Annotated in this window: 7 protein-coding genes; 6 read left to right on the top strand and 1 reads right to left on the bottom strand. The window is 36.9% G+C overall.

Going from position 1 to position 18,339, the window contains the following annotated elements; translation table 11 throughout:
• Nucleotides 1-590 precede the first annotated feature (590 nt).
• The 3 genes from FJR77_RS07300 (at nt 591) to bgaA (ending at nt 15,957) form a co-directional block, all read left to right on the top strand.
• Nucleotides 591-7,166 (top strand): S8 family peptidase, encoded by a 6,576-nt coding sequence (locus FJR77_RS07300; RefSeq protein ID WP_140834136.1) that lies wholly within the window; start codon nt 591-593, stop codon nt 7,164-7,166.
• Nucleotides 7,167-7,651: 485 nt separating this feature from the next.
• Nucleotides 7,652-7,960 carry a hypothetical protein gene (locus FJR77_RS07295; RefSeq protein ID WP_140834139.1) on the top strand — a complete coding sequence of 103 codons (309 nt, stop codon included), beginning with the start codon at nt 7,652-7,654 and terminating at the stop codon, nt 7,958-7,960.
• 833 nt (nt 7,961-8,793) lie between these two features.
• Nucleotides 8,794-15,957 carry an LPXTG-anchored adhesin/beta-galactosidase BgaA gene (gene bgaA / locus FJR77_RS07285; RefSeq protein WP_140834140.1) on the top strand — a complete coding sequence of 2,388 codons (7,164 nt, stop codon included), beginning with the start codon at nt 8,794-8,796 and terminating at the stop codon, nt 15,955-15,957.
• Between the two features lie 179 nt (nt 15,958-16,136).
• On the opposite strand, the gene FJR77_RS07280 is transcribed toward bgaA, so the two are convergent.
• Nucleotides 16,137-16,496 carry a DUF3397 domain-containing protein gene (locus FJR77_RS07280; RefSeq protein WP_125451426.1) on the bottom strand — a complete coding sequence of 120 codons (360 nt, stop codon included), beginning with the start codon at nt 16,494-16,496 and terminating at the stop codon, nt 16,137-16,139.
• 91 nt (nt 16,497-16,587) lie between these two features.
• Here FJR77_RS07280 and FJR77_RS07275 point away from each other — a divergent pair, with 91 nt between their 5' ends.
• From FJR77_RS07275 to FJR77_RS07265, 3 genes are read left to right on the top strand one after another with little or no spacing between them, the layout of a single operon-like run.
• The gene (locus FJR77_RS07275; RefSeq protein ID WP_140834142.1) at nt 16,588-17,544 is read left to right on the top strand and encodes a TIGR01212 family radical SAM protein; all 957 of its coding nucleotides are present in this window, start codon (nt 16,588-16,590) and stop codon (nt 17,542-17,544) included.
• Nucleotides 17,528-18,085, top strand: a complete 558-nt coding sequence (locus tag FJR77_RS07270) for a tRNA (mnm(5)s(2)U34)-methyltransferase (protein ID WP_181146619.1) — start codon at nt 17,528-17,530, stop codon at nt 18,083-18,085. Before FJR77_RS07275 ends, FJR77_RS07270 begins: the two co-directional genes overlap by 17 nt.
• Entirely contained in the window at nt 18,078-18,332 is a 255-nt protein-coding gene (locus FJR77_RS07265; RefSeq protein ID WP_000361085.1) for a hypothetical protein, read from the top strand. The genes FJR77_RS07270 and FJR77_RS07265 overlap by 8 nt, the downstream gene beginning before the upstream one ends.
• The last annotated feature ends 7 nt before the right edge of the window (nt 18,333-18,339 follow it).

The raw sequence follows: 18,339 nt of genomic DNA, 5'->3' as shown, positions 1-18,339 counted from the left end.
CAACCTCAAAACAGTGTTTTGAGCTGACTTCGTCAGTTCTATCAACAACCTAAAAGCAGTGCTTTTAGCAACATGCGGCTAGTTTCCTAGTTTGTTCTTTGATTTTCATTGAGTATTAGTTGCTAGAGAAGCCACTCGTAAAGCTTAGGTCATAGGTGAACATATGACTGAGGATTTGAAAAGTTAGATATGTAGAAAATAACCGTTAAGCCTTATTCTTAGCGGTTATTTATATTGTTTAATAGCGCTGATATTTCATCAATGATGCTTGACTTTGTGATTCTGCTAGTGCTTTAAGTTGATTGCTACTATTTTTGATGGTGTGAATGTTCTGATAATGTACCCCAGCTAACTACGAAAGTTTTGGACTCTATATTTTTAATGCGTATTAAAAAATAAATTAACGCATGTTAATTTTTCTTGACTTAAATTTTTTTAATTGATATACTATTTTTCAGAGAGCTAACAATTATATATAAATGTACTACTCTATTTCCTAGATAATACTTAGTAAAACTTTTTATAACAAAGGCTAGCAAAGTTAAAGTTTTCTATCTATTGGAAGTTAAATAAATATGTAAGGAATTAAAATGAAAAAAAGTACAGTATTGTCATTAACCACAGCTGCAGTTATTTTAGCAGCATATGTCCCTAATGAGGTAGTTTTAGCAGACACATCTAGCTCTGAAGATGCTTTAAATATCTCTGATAAAGAAAAAGTAGTAGATAAACAAAAAGAAAACAAAGAAAAACTTGAAGATATTCATAATGCTATAGAAACTTCAAAGGATACTGAAGAGAAGAAAACAACAGTTATTGAGGAAAAAGAAGTTGTTAGTAAAGAATCTGTGATAGATAATAAAGCTAACAACGAAAAAGCAACAAGCAAAAAAGAAGATTCCAATCAATCCAAAGAAGATAAAGTGGACTCGTCTGCAAGTAAAGACCCAGAAAGTCCCAAAAAAGAGGATAAACTTGTCTATATTGCTGAATTTAAAGATAAAGAATCTGGAGAAAAAGCAATCAAGGAATTATCCAATCTTAAGGATACAAAAGTTTTATATACTTATGATAGAATTTTTAATGGTGTTGCAATAGAAACAACTCCAGATAATCTGGACAAAATTAAACTAATAGAAGGTATTTCATCGGTTGAACGATCACAAAAAGTCCAACCAATGATGAATCATGCCAGAAAGGAAATTGGAGTTGAAGAGGCTATAGATTACCTAAAATCTATCAATGCTCCATTTGGGAAAAACTTTGATGGTCGGGGTATGGTCATTTCAAACATCGATACTGGGACAGATTATAGGCATAAGGCTATGAGAATCGATGATGATGCCAAAGACTCAATGAGATTTAAAAAAGAAGACTTAAAAGGTACTGATAAAAATTATTGGTTGAGTGATAAAATTCCTCATGCTTTCAATTATTATAATGGTGGCAAAATTACTGTAGAAAAAGCTGATGATGGAAGCGATTATTTTGATCCACATGGGATGCATATTGCAGGGATTCTTGCGGGAAATGATACTGAAAAAGATATTAAAAACTTTAACGGAATAGATGGAATTGCTCCTAATGCACAGATCTTCTCTTATAAAATGTACTCTGACGCAGGATCTGGCTTCGCAGGAGATGAAACAATGTTTCATGCTATTGAAGATTCGATCAAACACAATGTCGATGTTGTTTCGGTATCATCTGGCTTTACAGGAACAGGTCTTGTAGGTGAGAAATATTGGGAAGCTATTAGAGCGTTAAGAAAAGCAGGCATTCCAATGGTTGTAGCTACGGGTAACTATGCGACTTCTGCTTCAAGTTCTTCATGGGATTTAGTGGCAAATAATAATCTGAAAATGACCGACACTGGAAATGTAACGCGAACTGCAGCACATGAAGATGCGATAGCGGTCGCTTCTGCTAAAAATCAGACAGTTGAGTTTGATAAAGTCAACATAGGTGGAGAAAATTTTAAATACAGAAATATAGGGGCCTTTTTCGATAAGAATAAAATCACAACAAATGAAGATGGTTCAAAAGCTCCTGATAAATTGAAATTTGTATATATAGGCAAAGGTCAAGACCAAGATTTGATAGGATTGGATCTTAAGGGCAAAATTGCAGTAATGGATCGAATTTATACCAAGGATTTAAAAGATGCTTTTAAAAGAGCAACGGATAAGGGCGCACGTGGCATTATGGTTGTAAATACTGTCAATTACTACAATAGAGATAATTGGACAGAGCTTCCAGCCATGGGATATGAAGCGGATGAAGGGACTAAAAGTCAAGTATTTTCAATTTCAGGAGATGATGGTGTAAAGCTATGGAACATGATTAATCCTGATAAAAAAACTGAGGTTAAAAGAAATAGTAAGGAAGATTTCAAAGATAAATTGGAGCAATACTATCCAATTGATATGGCCAGCTATAATTCTAATAAACCGAATGTAGGTGACGAAAAAGAGATTGACTTTAAGTTTGCACCTGACACAGACAAAGAATTGTATAAAGAAGATGTCATAGTTCCAGCAGGATCCACATCTTGGGGACCGAGAACAGATTTACTTTTAAAGCCTGATGTCTCAGCACCTGGTAAAAACATTAAATCCACTCTCAATGTCATTAATGGGAAATCAACTTATGGCTATATGTCAGGAACTAGTATGGCAACTCCAATCGTAGCAGCTTCTACTGTTTTGATTAGACCAAAGTTAAAGGAAATGCTTGAAAGACCTGCCTTGAAAAATCTTAAGGGAGATGACAAAATAGACCTTACAAGTCTTACAAAAATTGCCCTACAAAATACTGCACGGCCTATGATGGATGCAACGTCTTGGAAAGAAAAAAGTCAATACTTTGCATCACCTAGACAACAGGGAGCAGGGCTAATTAATGTTGCCAATGCATTGAGGAATGAAGTTGTAGCGACTTTCAAAAACACGGATTCTAAAGGTTTGGTAAACTCTTATGGTTCTATTTCTCTTAAAGAAATAAAAGGAGATAAAAAATACTTTACAATTAAGCTTCACAATACATCAAACAGACCTTTAACCTTTAAAGTTTCAGCATCAGCGGTAACTACAGATGCTCTAACTGATAGACTAAAACTGGATGAAACATACAAAGATGAAAAATCTCCAGATGGTAAGCAAATTGTTCCAGAAATTCACCCAGAGAAAGTAAAAGATGCAAATATTACATTTGAGCATGACACTTTCACTATAGCCCCAAATTCTAGCTTTGATTTAAATGCGGTTATAAACGTTGGAGAGGCTAAAAATAAAAATAAATTTGTAGAATCATTTATTCATTTTGAGTCAGTGGAAGAAATGGAAGCTCTAAACTCCAATGGTAAGAAAACAAATTTCCAACCTTCTTTATCGATGCCTCTAATGGGATTTGCTGGGGATTGGAACAAGGAACCAATCCTTGATAAATGGGCCTGGGAAGAGGGTTCAAAATCAAAAACAATGGAAGGTTATGATGATGATGGTAAACCAAAAATTCCAGGAACCTTAAATAAGGGAATTGGTGGAGAACATGGTATAGATAAATTTAATCCAGCAGGAGTTATACAAAATAGAAAAGATAAAAATACAACATCCCTAGATCAAAATCCAGAATTATTTGCTTTCAATAACGAAGGGATCAACGCACCATCATCAAGTGGTTCTAATATTGCTAAAATTTATCCTTTAGATTCAAATGGAAATCCTCAAGATGCTCAACTTGAGAGAGGATTAACACCTTCTCCACTTGTATTAAGAAGTGCAGAAGAAGGAATGATTTCAATAGTAAATACAAATAAAGAGGGAGAAAATCAAAGAGACTTAAAAGTCATTTCGAGAGAACACTTTGTTAAAGGAATTTTAAACTCTAAAAGAAATGATGCAAAGGGAATCAAATCTTCTAAGCTAAAAGTTTGGGGCGACTTGAAATGGGATGGACTCATCTATAATCCTAGAGGGAAAGAAGAAAATGCACCAGAAAGCAAGGATACCAAAGATCCAGCTACTAGGATAAGAGGTCAATTTGAACCGATTGCGGAAGGTCAATATTTCTATAAATTTAAATATAGATTAACTAAAGATTACCCATGGCAGGTTTCCTATATTCCTGTAAAAATTGATAACACAGCTCCTAAGATTGTTTCGGTTGATTTTTCAAATCCTGAAAAAATTAAGCTGATCACAAAGGATACTTATCACAAGGTAAAAGATCAATACAAGAATGAAACCCTATTTGCGAGAGATCAAAAAGAACATCCTGAAAAATTTGACGAGATTGCAAACGAAGTTTGGTATGCTGGCGCCGCTCTTGTTAATGAAGATGGAGAAGTTGAGAAAAATCTTGAAGTAACTTATGCAGGTGAGGGTCAAGGAAGAAATAGAAAACTTGACAAAGACGGAAATACCATTTATGAAATTAATGGTGCAGGAGATTTAAGAGGAAAAATAATTGAAGTCATTGCACTAGATGGCTCTAGCAATTTCACAAAGATTCATAGAATTAAATTTGCTGATCATGCTGATGAAAAGGGGATGATTTCCTATTATCTAGTAGATCCTGATCAGGATTCATCTAAATACCAAAAACTTGGCGAGATTTCCGAATCTAAATTTAAAAATTTAGAAAATAGAAAAGAGGATAGTCTTAAAAAAGATACAACTGAAGTAGAACATCATCAAGAAAATGAAGAATCTATCGAAGAAAAATCTAGCTTGACTATTCATAAAACGATTTCAACAATTAGAGAGTTTGAAAGTAAAGACTTGAAGAAACTCATTAAAAAGAAATTTAGAGAAGTTGATGACTTTACAAGTGAAACTGGTAAGAGAACAGAGGAATACGATTATAAATACGATGATAAGGGAAATATCATTGCTTATGACGATGGTAGTGCCTTAGAATATGAAACTGAAAAACTTGACGAAATCAAATCAAAAATTTATGGTGTTCTAAGCCCGTCTAAAGATGGACACTTTGAAATTCTTGGAAAGATAAGTAATGTTTCTAAAAATGCCAAGGTATATTATGGCAATAACTATAAAACTATAGAAATCAAAACGACCAAGTATGATTCCCACTCAAAAACGATGACATTTGATTTATACGCTAATATTAATGATATTGTGGATGGATTAGCTTTTGCAGGAGATATGAGATTCTTTGTTAAAGATGATGATCAGATAAAAGCTGAAACTAAAATTAGAATGCCTGAAAAAAATAAGGAAACTAAGACAGAATATCCTTATGCATCAAGTTATGGGAATGTAATAGAATTAGGAGAAGGAGATCTTTCAAAAAACAAACCAAACAATTTAACGGACATGGAATCTGGTAAAATCTATTCTGATTCAGAAAAACAACAATATCTGTTAAAAGATAACATCATTCTAAGAAAAGGCTATGCACTAAAAGTGACTACCTATAATCCTGGAAAAACGGATATGTTAGAAGGAAATGGAGTCTATAGCCAGGAAGATATAGCAAAAATCCAAAAGGCCAATCCTAATCTAAGAGTCTTATCAGAAAAAATAATTTATGCTGATAGTAGAAATGTTGAAGATGGAAGAAGTACTCAACCCGTATTAATGTCGGCTTTGGACGGCTTTAACATTGTAAGGTATCAAGTGTTTAGATTTAAAATGAACGATAAAGGGGAGGCAATCGATAAAGATGGAAATCTTGTAACAGATTCTTCTAAACTTGTATTATTTGGTAAAGATGATAAAGAGTACACTGGAGAGGATAAGTCCAATGTAGAAGCTATAAAAGAAGATGGCTCTACGTTATTTATTGATGCAAAACCAGTAAACCTTTCAATGGACAAGAACTACTTTAATCCATCTAAATCTAATAAAATCTATGTACGAAATCCAGAATTCTATTTAAGAGGTAAGATTTCTGATAAGGGTGGTTTTAACTGGGAGTTGAGAGTTAATGAATCGGTTGTAGATAATTATTTAATCTACGGAGATTTACACATTGATAACACTAGAGATTTTAACATTAAGCTTAATGTTAAAGACGGTGACATCATGGACTGGGGAATGAAAGACTATAAAGCAAACGGATTCCCAGATAAGGTAACAGATATGGATGGAAATGTTTATCTTCAAACTGGCTATAGCGATTTGAATGCGAAAGCGGTTGGAGTACACTATCAATTTTTATATGATAATGTTAAACCAGAAGTAAACATTGATCCTAAGGGAAATACTAGTATTGAATATGCTGACGGAAAATCTGTTGTCTTTAACATCAATGATAAAAGAAATAATGGGTTCGATGGTGAGATTCAAGACAAACATATTTATGTAAATGGAAAAGAATACAAATCATTTGATGATATTAAACAACTAACAGATAAGACACTAAACATTAAGATTGTTGTAAAAGATTTTGCAAGAAATACGACCGTAAAAGAATTCATTTTAAACAAAGATACGGGAGAGGTAAGCGAATTAAAACCTCATACGGTGACTGTGACCATTCAAAATGGAAAAGAAATGAGTTCTAAGATAGTGTCGGAAGAAGATTTCATTTTACCTGTCTATAAGGGGGAATTAGAAAAAGGCTATCAATTTGATGGCTGGGAAATTTCTGGTGTCGAAGGGAAAAAAGATGCTGGTTATGTTATTAATGTGTCAAAAGATACCCTTATAAAACCTGTATTCAAGAAAATAGAGGAGAAAAAAGAAGAGGAGAATAAACCTACTTTTGATGTATCCAAAAAGAAAGATAAGGTGCAAGCAAATCATAATCAATTAGATGAAAGTCACAGAAAAGAAGACTTACAAAGAGAAAATCATTCACACAAATCTGATTCAACTAAAGATGTCAAAACTACAGTTCCTGTACAAGTAAATTATAGTCAATTAGATGAAAGTCAAAGATCTGATTCAACTAAGGATGTTACAGCTACAGTTCCTGATAAAAATGATAAAAACTTTGAAAATAAGAAAGAAGTTTATCTTAATGAACCAGAGAATATAGCTAATAAACATACCAATATCGATAGTAAATTGGATACTAACAATTCTGATAGATTGCCAAAAACCGGAACAGTTAGAGAAGGTTTTACACCATTCATTGCTGGAATAATGTTTACCGTAGGTGCATTTCTTGGATTGAAGAAAAAAGATCAAGATTAAGACAAAAGCTATGAATGAAAAAATGGTTTATGTACTGAGATAGCGTGATGATGAAACAGTTTTGTGAAAATAGTCATCTATAACTCAATTATTTAGTTTGCTTTGATAGTGGTACTCTTTTTGGATTTATTAATGAACTTAGTTTTGATAACTAATGAATTGATTGAAAGGGTTAATATTGACAATATTGGTCATATTGATTAGAAAATAGAGTCTATCAAAATTTAAAGGCTAATAGAGGTGATGAGACAATTTCAAGGAATTAAGTAGCGTTTGGTTGCTTAATTCCTTTTTATTTGGAAGGAAGTTTTTCACCTATTTCCTTATTTTATGGCTATTATTGAACCACTTAGACCGATATAGAGACCAGATAGGCAAAAGAACTTGTTCTTGAAACTGACCTCTGCTATAATGATTGGTGTAAGGGACGTGAGGCGTCGATATCAGATGGTTCAAGTTTCTAGAAAGAAATTGGAGATAAAGAAATGAAAAAATTATTGGGGATTGTATTTTTAATAGCAGCAGCGACAGTAGTGTATTTTGGTTCTGTTGGCTGGCCAAGTTTGGATGTCAATCTCTGGGCCCTGATTCCGGTAGGCTTGTTCCTCTTTTTCACTCTAGAGAATCTTTTGAAAAAGGACTATAAGGCTAGTCTGATGTGTTTGATTATTGCCTTCATCATCGCAAATGCAATTTTGGACCTTTGGCCAATTTCAAGTGGTCTAGTAATTGGTGCAGGCGTCCTAGCTTGTGTAGGTATTGGTTACCTCTTTCCGGATAAAGAGAGTAAATGAGATACTGTAATACTCAATGAAAATCCAAGAGCAAACTAGGAAGCTAGCCACAGGCTTCTCAAAACACTGTTTTGAGGTTGTAGATAAGACTGACGAATCAGTCACATATATACAGCAAGGCGATGCTGACGTGGTTCGAAGAGATTTTCTAAGAGTATAAAGGATGAAAGAATCCTACTTATTGTTGTTATCAGAACCTTAGAAATAAATGACTATAGTGCTAACTGGATATTGGTAAAAGTATTAAAACGATACCAAAATAAACATTTTTAAAATAAGGAAAACTCATATTATTGGATGTTCGAAAATATTGATATGATAGGTTTTGTCATGAAAATACTACTAAAATAGAGTTTTCACTCAGCTGTTATACTGTTTTTGAAAAGGTTTTATGAGTTAGGTGTTAGAACTATCAACATAGTCTCAATGCCTTTTCTTTTTGATAGTTTTAGTGACTGATAGGTATTTTATGCCTTAGTTTGAAAATTATAGTAGCTTGAAATAAAATGTGAATAAATCGATTTGGAGATTCAGATGAATTTATAACAATGTTTCAAAAATCTCGTTCTAGCCTTCAATCTATTATGTATGGATAAAGGTAATGACGGGTGTCCCCCCTTTGTAAGAATCAAGATATAGCTGTTTAGTTTGTCCAATGTAATTTTTATTTTGTAAAAATTCTCTAATTTTTATAAAAAACAATCAAAAATATTGTTTTTATTTGTATAAGGTTGACAAATTTTTTATTGTTTATAAAATTGTATTATAAGATAATTATAATAAAGAGCTTGCTTTTAGAAAAAATGAAAGCGGTTACTTATAAGGAGGGTTACATGCAAAAAGGTAATTGGAACAAAAAGAGCGTTTATAGTATTCGAAAATTTTCAGTTGGTGCTTGCTCAGTACTCATAGGAAGCTGTATGATGTTATTAGGATCAAGCCTTAGTCTAGCTTCTTCTGCTTATGCGAATGAAAATACTAATGAACTGATTTCAATAAGTAAGCAGAATGATGATTCTGAAAATCAAGGAGAGAGCGGACATACATCTGAAGTGATAGCTTCAGAAAAAGCAAGTGAACAAATGGATAATGTATCTCTTAAGGATAATGCAGATATTGTAGGTGTATCTGATCCAGCTCATGCAGATCAGTCCCCAGCTACAGTTGCTGATAAGACAGAGTTTCCTTTAGAAGAAGGTAAGACTGAAGTGAAAAGTAGGATAGAAGAAACGAAGGTATCTGAGGAAAGAAATAAATCTGAGGAAAAACACAAATCTGAAGAAACAAATAAAGCAGAATCACAAGATCCTTCTATTTCAAAAGATAAGAAGGAATTCAAATCTGCTACAAATGAAGTTGTTGATAAGTTAATTGAAGATAGAAACCTTTCTTTCAATCAAAATTGGCACTTTAAACTAAATGCCAATGCTAAAGAAGCTGTTAAACCAGATGCAGATATATCTTCTTGGAAAAAAATGGATCTTCCTCATGATTGGAGTATTCATTTTGATTTTGATCATGATTCACCGTCTCAAAATGAAGGAGGCCAACTGAATGGTGGAGATGGATGGTATCGTAAAACTTTTAAGTTAGACGAAAAAGATTTAAATAAAGATGTCCGTGTGACCTTTGATGGGGTTTACATGGATTCTCAAGTATTTGTTAATGGTCAATTAGTTGGTCACTATCCAAATGGTTACAATCAATTTTCATATGACATTACCAATTATCTTTATAAGGATGGAAGAGAAAATGTTATTTCTGTTCATGCAGTAAACAAACAGCCAAGTAGTCGTTGGTATTCAGGAAGTGGTATCTATCGTGATGTGAGCTTGCAAGTGACAGATAAGGTTCATGTTGAGAAAAATGGTACAACTATCTTAACCCCAAAACTTGAACACCAACAAAATGGCAAGGTTGAAACTCATGTGAGCAGTAAAATCGTTAATACAGATGATAAGGATCATGAGCTCGTAGCAGAGTATCAAATTTTTGAACGGGGCGGTCAGGCAGTTACAGAACTTGTTCGAACTGAGAGTAAGATTCTAAAAGCTAGAGAAACAATTCATTTGGAATCAGCATTAGAGGTTGAAAAACCTAAATTGTGGACAGTGTCGTCCGATAAACCTGCTTTATATGAGATGGTGACTCGTGTTTACAAAGATGGTCAGCTTGTAGATGCTAAGAAAGATTTATTTGGTTATCGTTACTATAACTGGACTCCAGACCAAGGATTCTCTTTGAACGGTGAACACATCAAGTTCCACGGGGTTTCCTTGCACCACGACCATGGAGCATTGGGTGCGGAGGAAAACTACAAGGCTGAATATCGCCGTCTGAAACAGATGAAGGATATGGGAGTGAATTCGATTCGTACAACCCACAATCCAGCAAGTCCTCAAACATTACAGATTGCAGCTGAACTTGGTTTATTGGTTCAGGAAGAAGCTTTTGACACTTGGTATGGAGGTAAGAAACCATACGATTATGGTCGTTTCTTTGAAAAAGATGCAACCCACCCTGAAGCTAAAAAAGGGGAAAAATGGTCAGATTATGATCTACGTACCATGGTAGAAAGAGACAAAAATAACCCAGCTGTCTTTATGTGGTCTATTGGAAATGAGATTGGAGAAGCTAATGGCGATCCCCATTCTCTAGCTACTGTTAAACGTTTGGTTAAAGTAATCAAGGATGTTGATAATACTCGTTATGTGACTATGGGAGCTGATAAGTTCCGTTTTGGTAATGGTAGCGGTGGGCATGAGAAAATTGCTGATGAACTGGATGCGGTTGGATTTAACTACTCAGAAGATAACTACAAAGTTCTTAGAGCCAAGCATCCAAAGTGGTTGATTTATGGTTCAGAGACTTCTTCAGCTACTCGTACTCGTGGAAGTTATTATCGTCCAGAGCGTGAATTGGTACACAGTAATCAAGACTATCGTAACTATGAGCAGTCTGATTATGGAAATGATCGTGTTGGTTGGGGTAAAACAGCAACAGCTTCATGGACTTTTGATCGGGACAATGCTGGTTATGCTGGACAGTTTATCTGGACCGGTACTGACTATATTGGTGAGCCTACGCCATGGCACAACCAAAATCATACACCAGTCAAAAGTTCTTATTTTGGTATTGTAGATACTGCTGGTATTCCAAAAAATGATTTCTATCTTTACCAGAGTCAATGGGTATCTGCTCAGAAAAAACCGATGGTTCACCTACTTCCTCACTGGAACTGGGAGGACCCAACTCTAAAAGATAATGTAGCTGATGCAGATGGTAAAATTCCAGTTCGTGCCTACTCTAACGCTGCAAGTGTGGAGCTATTGTTGAACGGTGAATCCCTAGGACAGAAGACCTTTACTAAAAAACAAACTAGCGATGGACGAACTTACCAAGAAGGTGCTAATACTAATGAATTGTATCTTGAATGGAAAGTTGCTTATCAACCAGGTACCTTGGAAGCAATTGCTCGTGATGAATCTGGCAAGGAAATTGCTCGAGATAAGATTACGACTGCTGGTAAGCCAGCGGCAGTTCGTCTTATCAAGGAAGACCATGCAATCGCAGCAGATGGAAAAGACTTGACATACATCTACTACGAAATCGTTGACAGCCAAGGGAATGTAGTACCAACTGCTAATAATCTGGTTCGCTTCCAATTGCACGGACAAGGCCAACTTGTAGGTGTCGATAACGGGGAACAAGCCAGCCGTGAACGCTATAAGGCGCAAGCAGATGGTTCTTGGATTCGTAAAGCATTTAATGGTAAAGGCGTTGCCATTGTCAAATCAACTGAACAAGCAGGTAAATTCACACTGACAGCCCATTCAGATCTCTTGAAATCTAGTCAAGTAACTGTCTTTACTGGTAAAAAAGAAGGACAAGAGAAGACTGTTTTGGGGACAGAAGTAGCAAGAGTTCGTACATTAATTGGTAAAGAACCAAAAATGCCGAAAACAGTAAGTTTTGTATACAGCGATGGTAGTCGTGAAAAACTTCCAGTAACTTGGTCTCAAGTCGATGTTAGTCAAGCAGGAGTTGTGACTGCTAAAGGTACAGCAAATGGACGTGAGGTAGAGGCTCGTGTCGAGGTTCTAGCAATTGCGAAAGAATTACCAACAGTTAAACGTGTTGCTCCAGGAGCAGACTTGAACACTGTAGATAAATATGTGTCAATACTTGTAACCGATGGAAGTGTACAAGAGTACGAAGTAGATAGCTGGGAGATTGCGGAAGCAGATAAAGCCAAACTTTCAGTAGCTGGATCACGTATTCAAATGACTGGTCAGTTAGCTGGAGAAACTATTCATGCAACCCTTGTAGTAGAAGAAGGAAATGCTGCAGCACCTGTAGTGCCAACTGTTACTGTTGGAGGTGAAGCAGTAACAGGTCTTACTAGTCAACAACCAATGCAATATCGTACTCTTGCTTATGGTGCCCAATTGCCAGAAGTAACAGCAAGTGCTGAAAATGCTGATGTTACAGTTCTTCAAGCAAGCGCAGTAAACGGTATGCGTGCGAGCATCTTTGTTCAGCCTAAAGATGGTGGCCCTCTTCAAACCTATGCAATTCAATTCCTCGAAGAAGCACCAAAAATTGACCATTTGAGCTTGCAAGTGGAACAAGCTGACGGTCTCAAAGAAGACCAAACAGTCAACTTGTCGGTTCGAGCTCACTATCAAGATGGAACGCAAGCTGTATTACCAGCTGATAAGGTGAGCTTCTCTACAAGCGGTGAAGGGGAAGTTGTAGTCCGAAAAGGAATGCTTGAGTTGCATAAACCAGGAGCACTCACTCTGAAAGCTGAATATGAGGGTGCTACGGGTAAAATCAATCTCACTATCCAAGCCAATACTGAGAAGAAGATTGCGCAATCCATCCGTCCTGTGAATGTAGTGACAGATTTACACCAAGAACCTACTCTTCCGTCAACAGTAACGGTTGAGTATGACAAAGGTTTCCCTAAAGCTCACAAAGTCACTTGGCAAGCTATTCCGAAAGAAAAACTAGACCACTATCAAAGCTTTGAAGTGTTAGGTAAGGTTGAAGGAATTGACCTGGAAGCGCGTGCTAAAGTATCTGTAGAAGGCATCGTTTCAGTTGAAGAAGTTAGTGTGACAACTCCAGTCGCAGAAGCACCACAATTACCAGAAAGCGTTCGTACATATGATTCAAATGGTCACGTTTCATCAGCTAAGGTTGCATGGGATGCGATTCGTCCAGATCAATATGCCAAGGAAGGTGTCTTTACAGTTAATGGTCGCCTAGAAGGTACGCAATTAACAACTAAACTCCATGTTCGCGTATCTGCTCAGACTGAGCAAGGAGCAAACATTTCTGACCAATGGACCGGTTCAGAATTACCACTTGCCTTTGCTTCAGACTCAAATCCGACCGATCCTGTTTCAAATGTCAACGATAAATTGATTTCCTTTAATGACCTACCAGCCAACCGTTGGACAAACTGGAATCGTAGTAATCCAGAAGCTTCAGTCGGTGTTCTGTTTGGAGATTCAGGTATCTTGAGTAAACGTTCCGTTGATAATCTAAGTGTCGGATTTCACGAAGACCATGGAGTTGGTGCACCGAAGTCTTATGTGATTGAGTATTATGTTGGTACAACCATTCCAACAGCTCCTAAAAATCCTAGCTTTGTAAGCGGTGAAAATCATGTCTTTAATGATCCTGCTAACTGGAAACCAGTGACTAATCTAAAGGCACCAGCTCAGCTCAAGGCCGGAGAAATGAATCATTTTAGTTTTGATAAGGTTGAAACCCATGCTGTTCGCATTCGGATGGTTAAAGCAGACAATAAGCGTGGAACTTCTATCACAGAAGTACAGATTTTTGCCAAACAAGTTGCGCCAGCCAAACAAGGACAAACAAAAATCCAAGTTGACGGCAAAGCCTTAGCAAACTTCAACCCTGATTTAACAGACTACTACCTTGAGTCTGGAGATGGAAAAGTTCCGGCAGTCACAGCAAGTGTTAGCAACAATGGTCTCGCTACCGTCGTTCCAAGTGTTCGTGAAGGTGAGCCAGTTCGTGTCATCGCGAAAGCTGAAAATGGCGACATCTTAGGAGAATACCGTCTGCACTTCACTAAGGATAAGAACTTACTTTCTCATAAACCAGTTGCTGCGGTTAAACAAGCTCGCTTGGTACAAGTAGGTCAAGCACTTGAATTGCCGACTAAGGTTCCAGTTTACTTCACAGGTAAAGAAGGCTACGAAACAAAAGACCTGACAGTTGAATGGGAAGAAGTTCCAGCGGAAAATCTGACAAAAGCAGGTCAATTTACTGTTCGAGGTCGTGTCCTTGGTAGCAATCTTACTGCAGAGTTCACTGTACGAGTGACAGATAAACTTGGTGAGGCTCTTTCAGATAACCCTAACTATGATGAAAATGGGAATCAGGCCTTTGCTTCAGCAACCAACGATATTGATAAAAATTCTCATGACCGCGTTGACTATCTCAATGACAGAGATCATTCAGAAAATCGTCGTTGGACAAACTGGTCTACAAGACCGTCCACTAATCCAGAAGTATCAACAGGGGTCATTTTCCGTGAAAAGGGTAAGATTGTAGAGCGGACTGTTGCACAAGCCAAACTCCAGTTCTTTGCAGATAGTGGTACAGATGCACCATCTAAACTCGTTTTGGAACGCTATATTGGTCCAGACTTTGAAGTGCCAACTTATTATTCAAACTACCAAGCTTACGAAACAGATCATCCATTTAATAATCCAGAAAATTGGATTGCTGTTCCGTATCACGCGAATAAAGATATCGAAGCGGGTGATGAAATTAATGTGACATTTAAAGAAGTGAAAGCCAAAGCTATGAGATGGCGTATGGAGCGTAAAGCAGATAAGAGCGGTGTTGCGATGATTGAGATGACCTTCCTTGCACCGAGCGAATTGCCTCAAGAAAGCACTCAATCGAAGATTCTTGTAGATGGAAAAGAACTTCCAGATTTTACTGAAAATCGTCAAAACTATCAAATCACCTATAAAGGTCAACGTCCAAAAGTCTCAGTTGAAGAAAATAATCAAGTAGCTTCAACAGTTGTAGATAGTGGAGAGGATAGCCTTCCAGTACTTGTTCGCCTAGTTTCAGAGAGTGGAAAACAAGTCAAGGAATACCGTATCCAGTTGACTAAGGAGAAACTAGTTTCTGAGAAGACAGTTGCTGCAGTACAGGAGGATTTACCAAAATTAGAAGTTCTTGAACAAGATTTGGCCTACAAGACAATTGAGAAAAAAGATTCAAGGCTTTATCTTGGTGAAACTCGTTTAGAACAAGAAGGACAAGTTGGTAAGGAACGAATCCTTATCTCTATCAATCCTGACGGAAGTAAGGAAGAAAAATTCCGTGAAATAGTTCAGACTCCAACAAACCGTATTGTCGTTGTCGGAACTAAACTAGGAACCGCTCTTCCAGAGGACGAATCCAATGCTCTAGTTTTCAACAGACCAGAACTTATGGTTGAGGAAGAAACAATTGACTTCCAGATCCAGGAGCGTAAGTCTGACAAGTTATATCTAGGTGAAACTCGCATCCTTCAAGAAGGAAGACAAGGTCTCCGTGTTCACTTGATTGAAGTAGAAAATGGCAAGCGGACTGATAAAGAAAGCTATGATAAAGTTATAGCTCAGGACCGTATTGTAGAGGTTGGTACAGCTATAAAGGATACAAAATCAGCTTCTCAAGAACAGCTTAAAGCAGCTCCTAAAGAAGCTAGTAAGTCTGTGCTACAAGATCAAGATGTTCAAAAACCAGAATCTCAAGAAACTACAAAACAACAAGTATCAACTGAGAAAACGGATGTAAAACAAGTGAGCTCACGTTCAGTTGAAGCCCAGCAAGATGAAAAGAATTACTTGCCAAACACTGGAACAGAGGCAGAACAGGCAGCAGTAGCAGCAGGTTTAGCTCTTCTAGGTTTGAGTGCAGGCTTAGTAGCCACTAAAGGTAAAAAAGAAGACTAGAAATTTTGATACTTTCTTTATCGTTAAAGATTAGAGAGAAGTTCTTGTCTTAGATAGAAGATAAATCCCTTGGAATATAAGTTTCTAAGGGATTCTCTTTGTATAAAATTGTATAGTGTTATTGTCTATCCTATTTTGTAGAGAAAGCAAAAATCCCTAGAAAATGTTTAGGGATTCGATTATTTCATTAAGAACAATTCAACAATCATCTCGATATACATGACAAGGATTACTAAGAATCCTGCACGCCAGAAGAATTTGATGAATTTAGGATAGTAAAAGCTACGTTTTTTCAAAAGGAAGAAAAAGACGAGAATAATAGCTAGGACCGAGAGGGCTAGCCCCAGTCTAGGGAGGAAATTATGGGTAAAAGTTTTAGCTGTAATCAAGTAATACTCAAATATTAAAACTGGAAAAGCCAAATCCGCAAAGTTTCGTCCTAGTTTTTTTAATCTAAAAAGTTTGGTTATGATAATGCAGACGACTAAGGTCAGTATCAATAATAAAATAGATGCTAATTTCATTAAAATCATACCCATATTGTATCATAAAAAAAGGCTAATGGAAACGAGAAACAGAGGAATTTATAGGAAAGTCAGGCTTTTGAGATTGTGGGTGATTTTTGTTATAATGAAAGTTATGAAATCTTATAATACCTTGAATGATTATTATCGAAAACTCTTTGGAGAAAAGACTTTTAAAGTCCCTATTGATGCGGGATTTGACTGTCCCAATCGTGATGGGACTGTGGCTCATGGAGGCTGTACTTTTTGTACGGTTTCAGGTTCTGGAGATGCTATCGTAGCACCGGACGCGCCTATCCGTGAGCAATTTTATAAGGAAATTGACTTTATGCACCGCAAGTGGCCAGATGTTCAGAAGTACTTAGTTTATTTTCAAAATTTTACCAACACCCATGAAAAGGTGGAAGTCATCCGAGAGCGATATGAACAGGCTATTAACGAGCCAGGTGTGGTAGGAATCAATATCGGAACGCGCCCAGACTGTTTACCAGACGAAACTATCGAATACTTGGCTGAATTATCGGAGCGCATGCATGTGACGGTAGAGTTGGGCTTGCAGACTACTTATGAAACAACCTCTGACCTGATTAACCGCGCTCACTCTTATGAATTGTACGTGGAAACAGTCAAACGTTTGAGAAAGTATCCCAAGATTGAGATTGTTTCACATTTGATCAATGGTTTGCCTGGTGAAACCCATGAGATGATGCTTGAAAATGTCCGCCGATGTGTCACGGATAACGATATTCAAGGGATTAAACTGCACTTGCTTCACCTGATGACCAATACGCGTATGCAACGAGATTACCACGAGGGACGTTTGCAGTTGATGAGCCAGAACGAATATGTTAAGGTCATCTGTGACCAACTGGAAATCATTCCCAAGCATATTGTCATCCATCGAATCACGGGAGATGCACCTAGGGATATGCTGATTGGCCCTATGTGGAGCCTCAATAAATGGGAAGTCCTAAACAGTATTGAGATGGAGATGCGGCGTCGTGGAAGCGTTCAAGGATGCAAGGCTGTAAAACAGGAGTTTGAAAATGAAAAGACCACTTGAGATTGCACATGACTTTTTGGCTGAGGTAGTAACTCAGGACGATATTGTAGTGGATGCGACCATGGGAAATGGTCATGACACACTTTTTTTAGCCAAACTAGCCAAGAAAGTCTATGCCTTTGATATTCAAGAACAAGCCTTGGAAAAGACCCAAGAGCGTTTGAACCAAGCTGGAATGACAAATGCCCAGTTGATTTTACAAGGTCATGAAACACTGGACCAGTTTGTGACAGAAGCCAAGGCAGGGATTTTTAATCTGGGCTATCTGCCGTCAGCTGATAAGTCTGTCATTACCCGACCTCAGACAACGATTGAAGCATTAGAAAAGTTATGCCATTTGCTTGTCAAAGGGGGACGGATTGCTATTATGATCTACTATGGTCATGAAGGAGGCGACATCGAGAGGGATGCTGTCTTGGATTTTGTGAGCCAGTTGAATCAACAAGAGTATACTGCTGCCATTTACCGAACTTTAAACCAAATCAACAATCCACCATTTTTAGTGATGATTGAAAAATTAGAGAGATATAGACATGGATAAACAATACCTACGTGAAAAGCTGGATGCCATGCGCCAGAATTTTGTTGAATCAACCCACCACGAACGAGCAGTGGGTGTGCTAGATCAAGCGCATATGAGCAAAAAAATGCTTAAAATCAAGAAAAAATTAGTTGCTCTTGAAATGGAACGGTGCCAGAGAAAAATTGAGCACAAAGATTGTTCCAAGATTGACCAAAAAATCAAAGAGCAGAAGGAGATATTTGAATCCTGTTGTAAAAAAGATTAAGGAGGAA

Origin of the sequence: Streptococcus shenyangsis (assembly GCF_006385785.1) — a bacterium.
GTDB classification, from domain to species: domain Bacteria; phylum Bacillota; class Bacilli; order Lactobacillales; family Streptococcaceae; genus Streptococcus; species Streptococcus shenyangsis.
The sequence above is the reverse complement of the archived record's forward strand: the minus strand, read 5'-3'. Positions and strand labels throughout refer to the sequence as shown.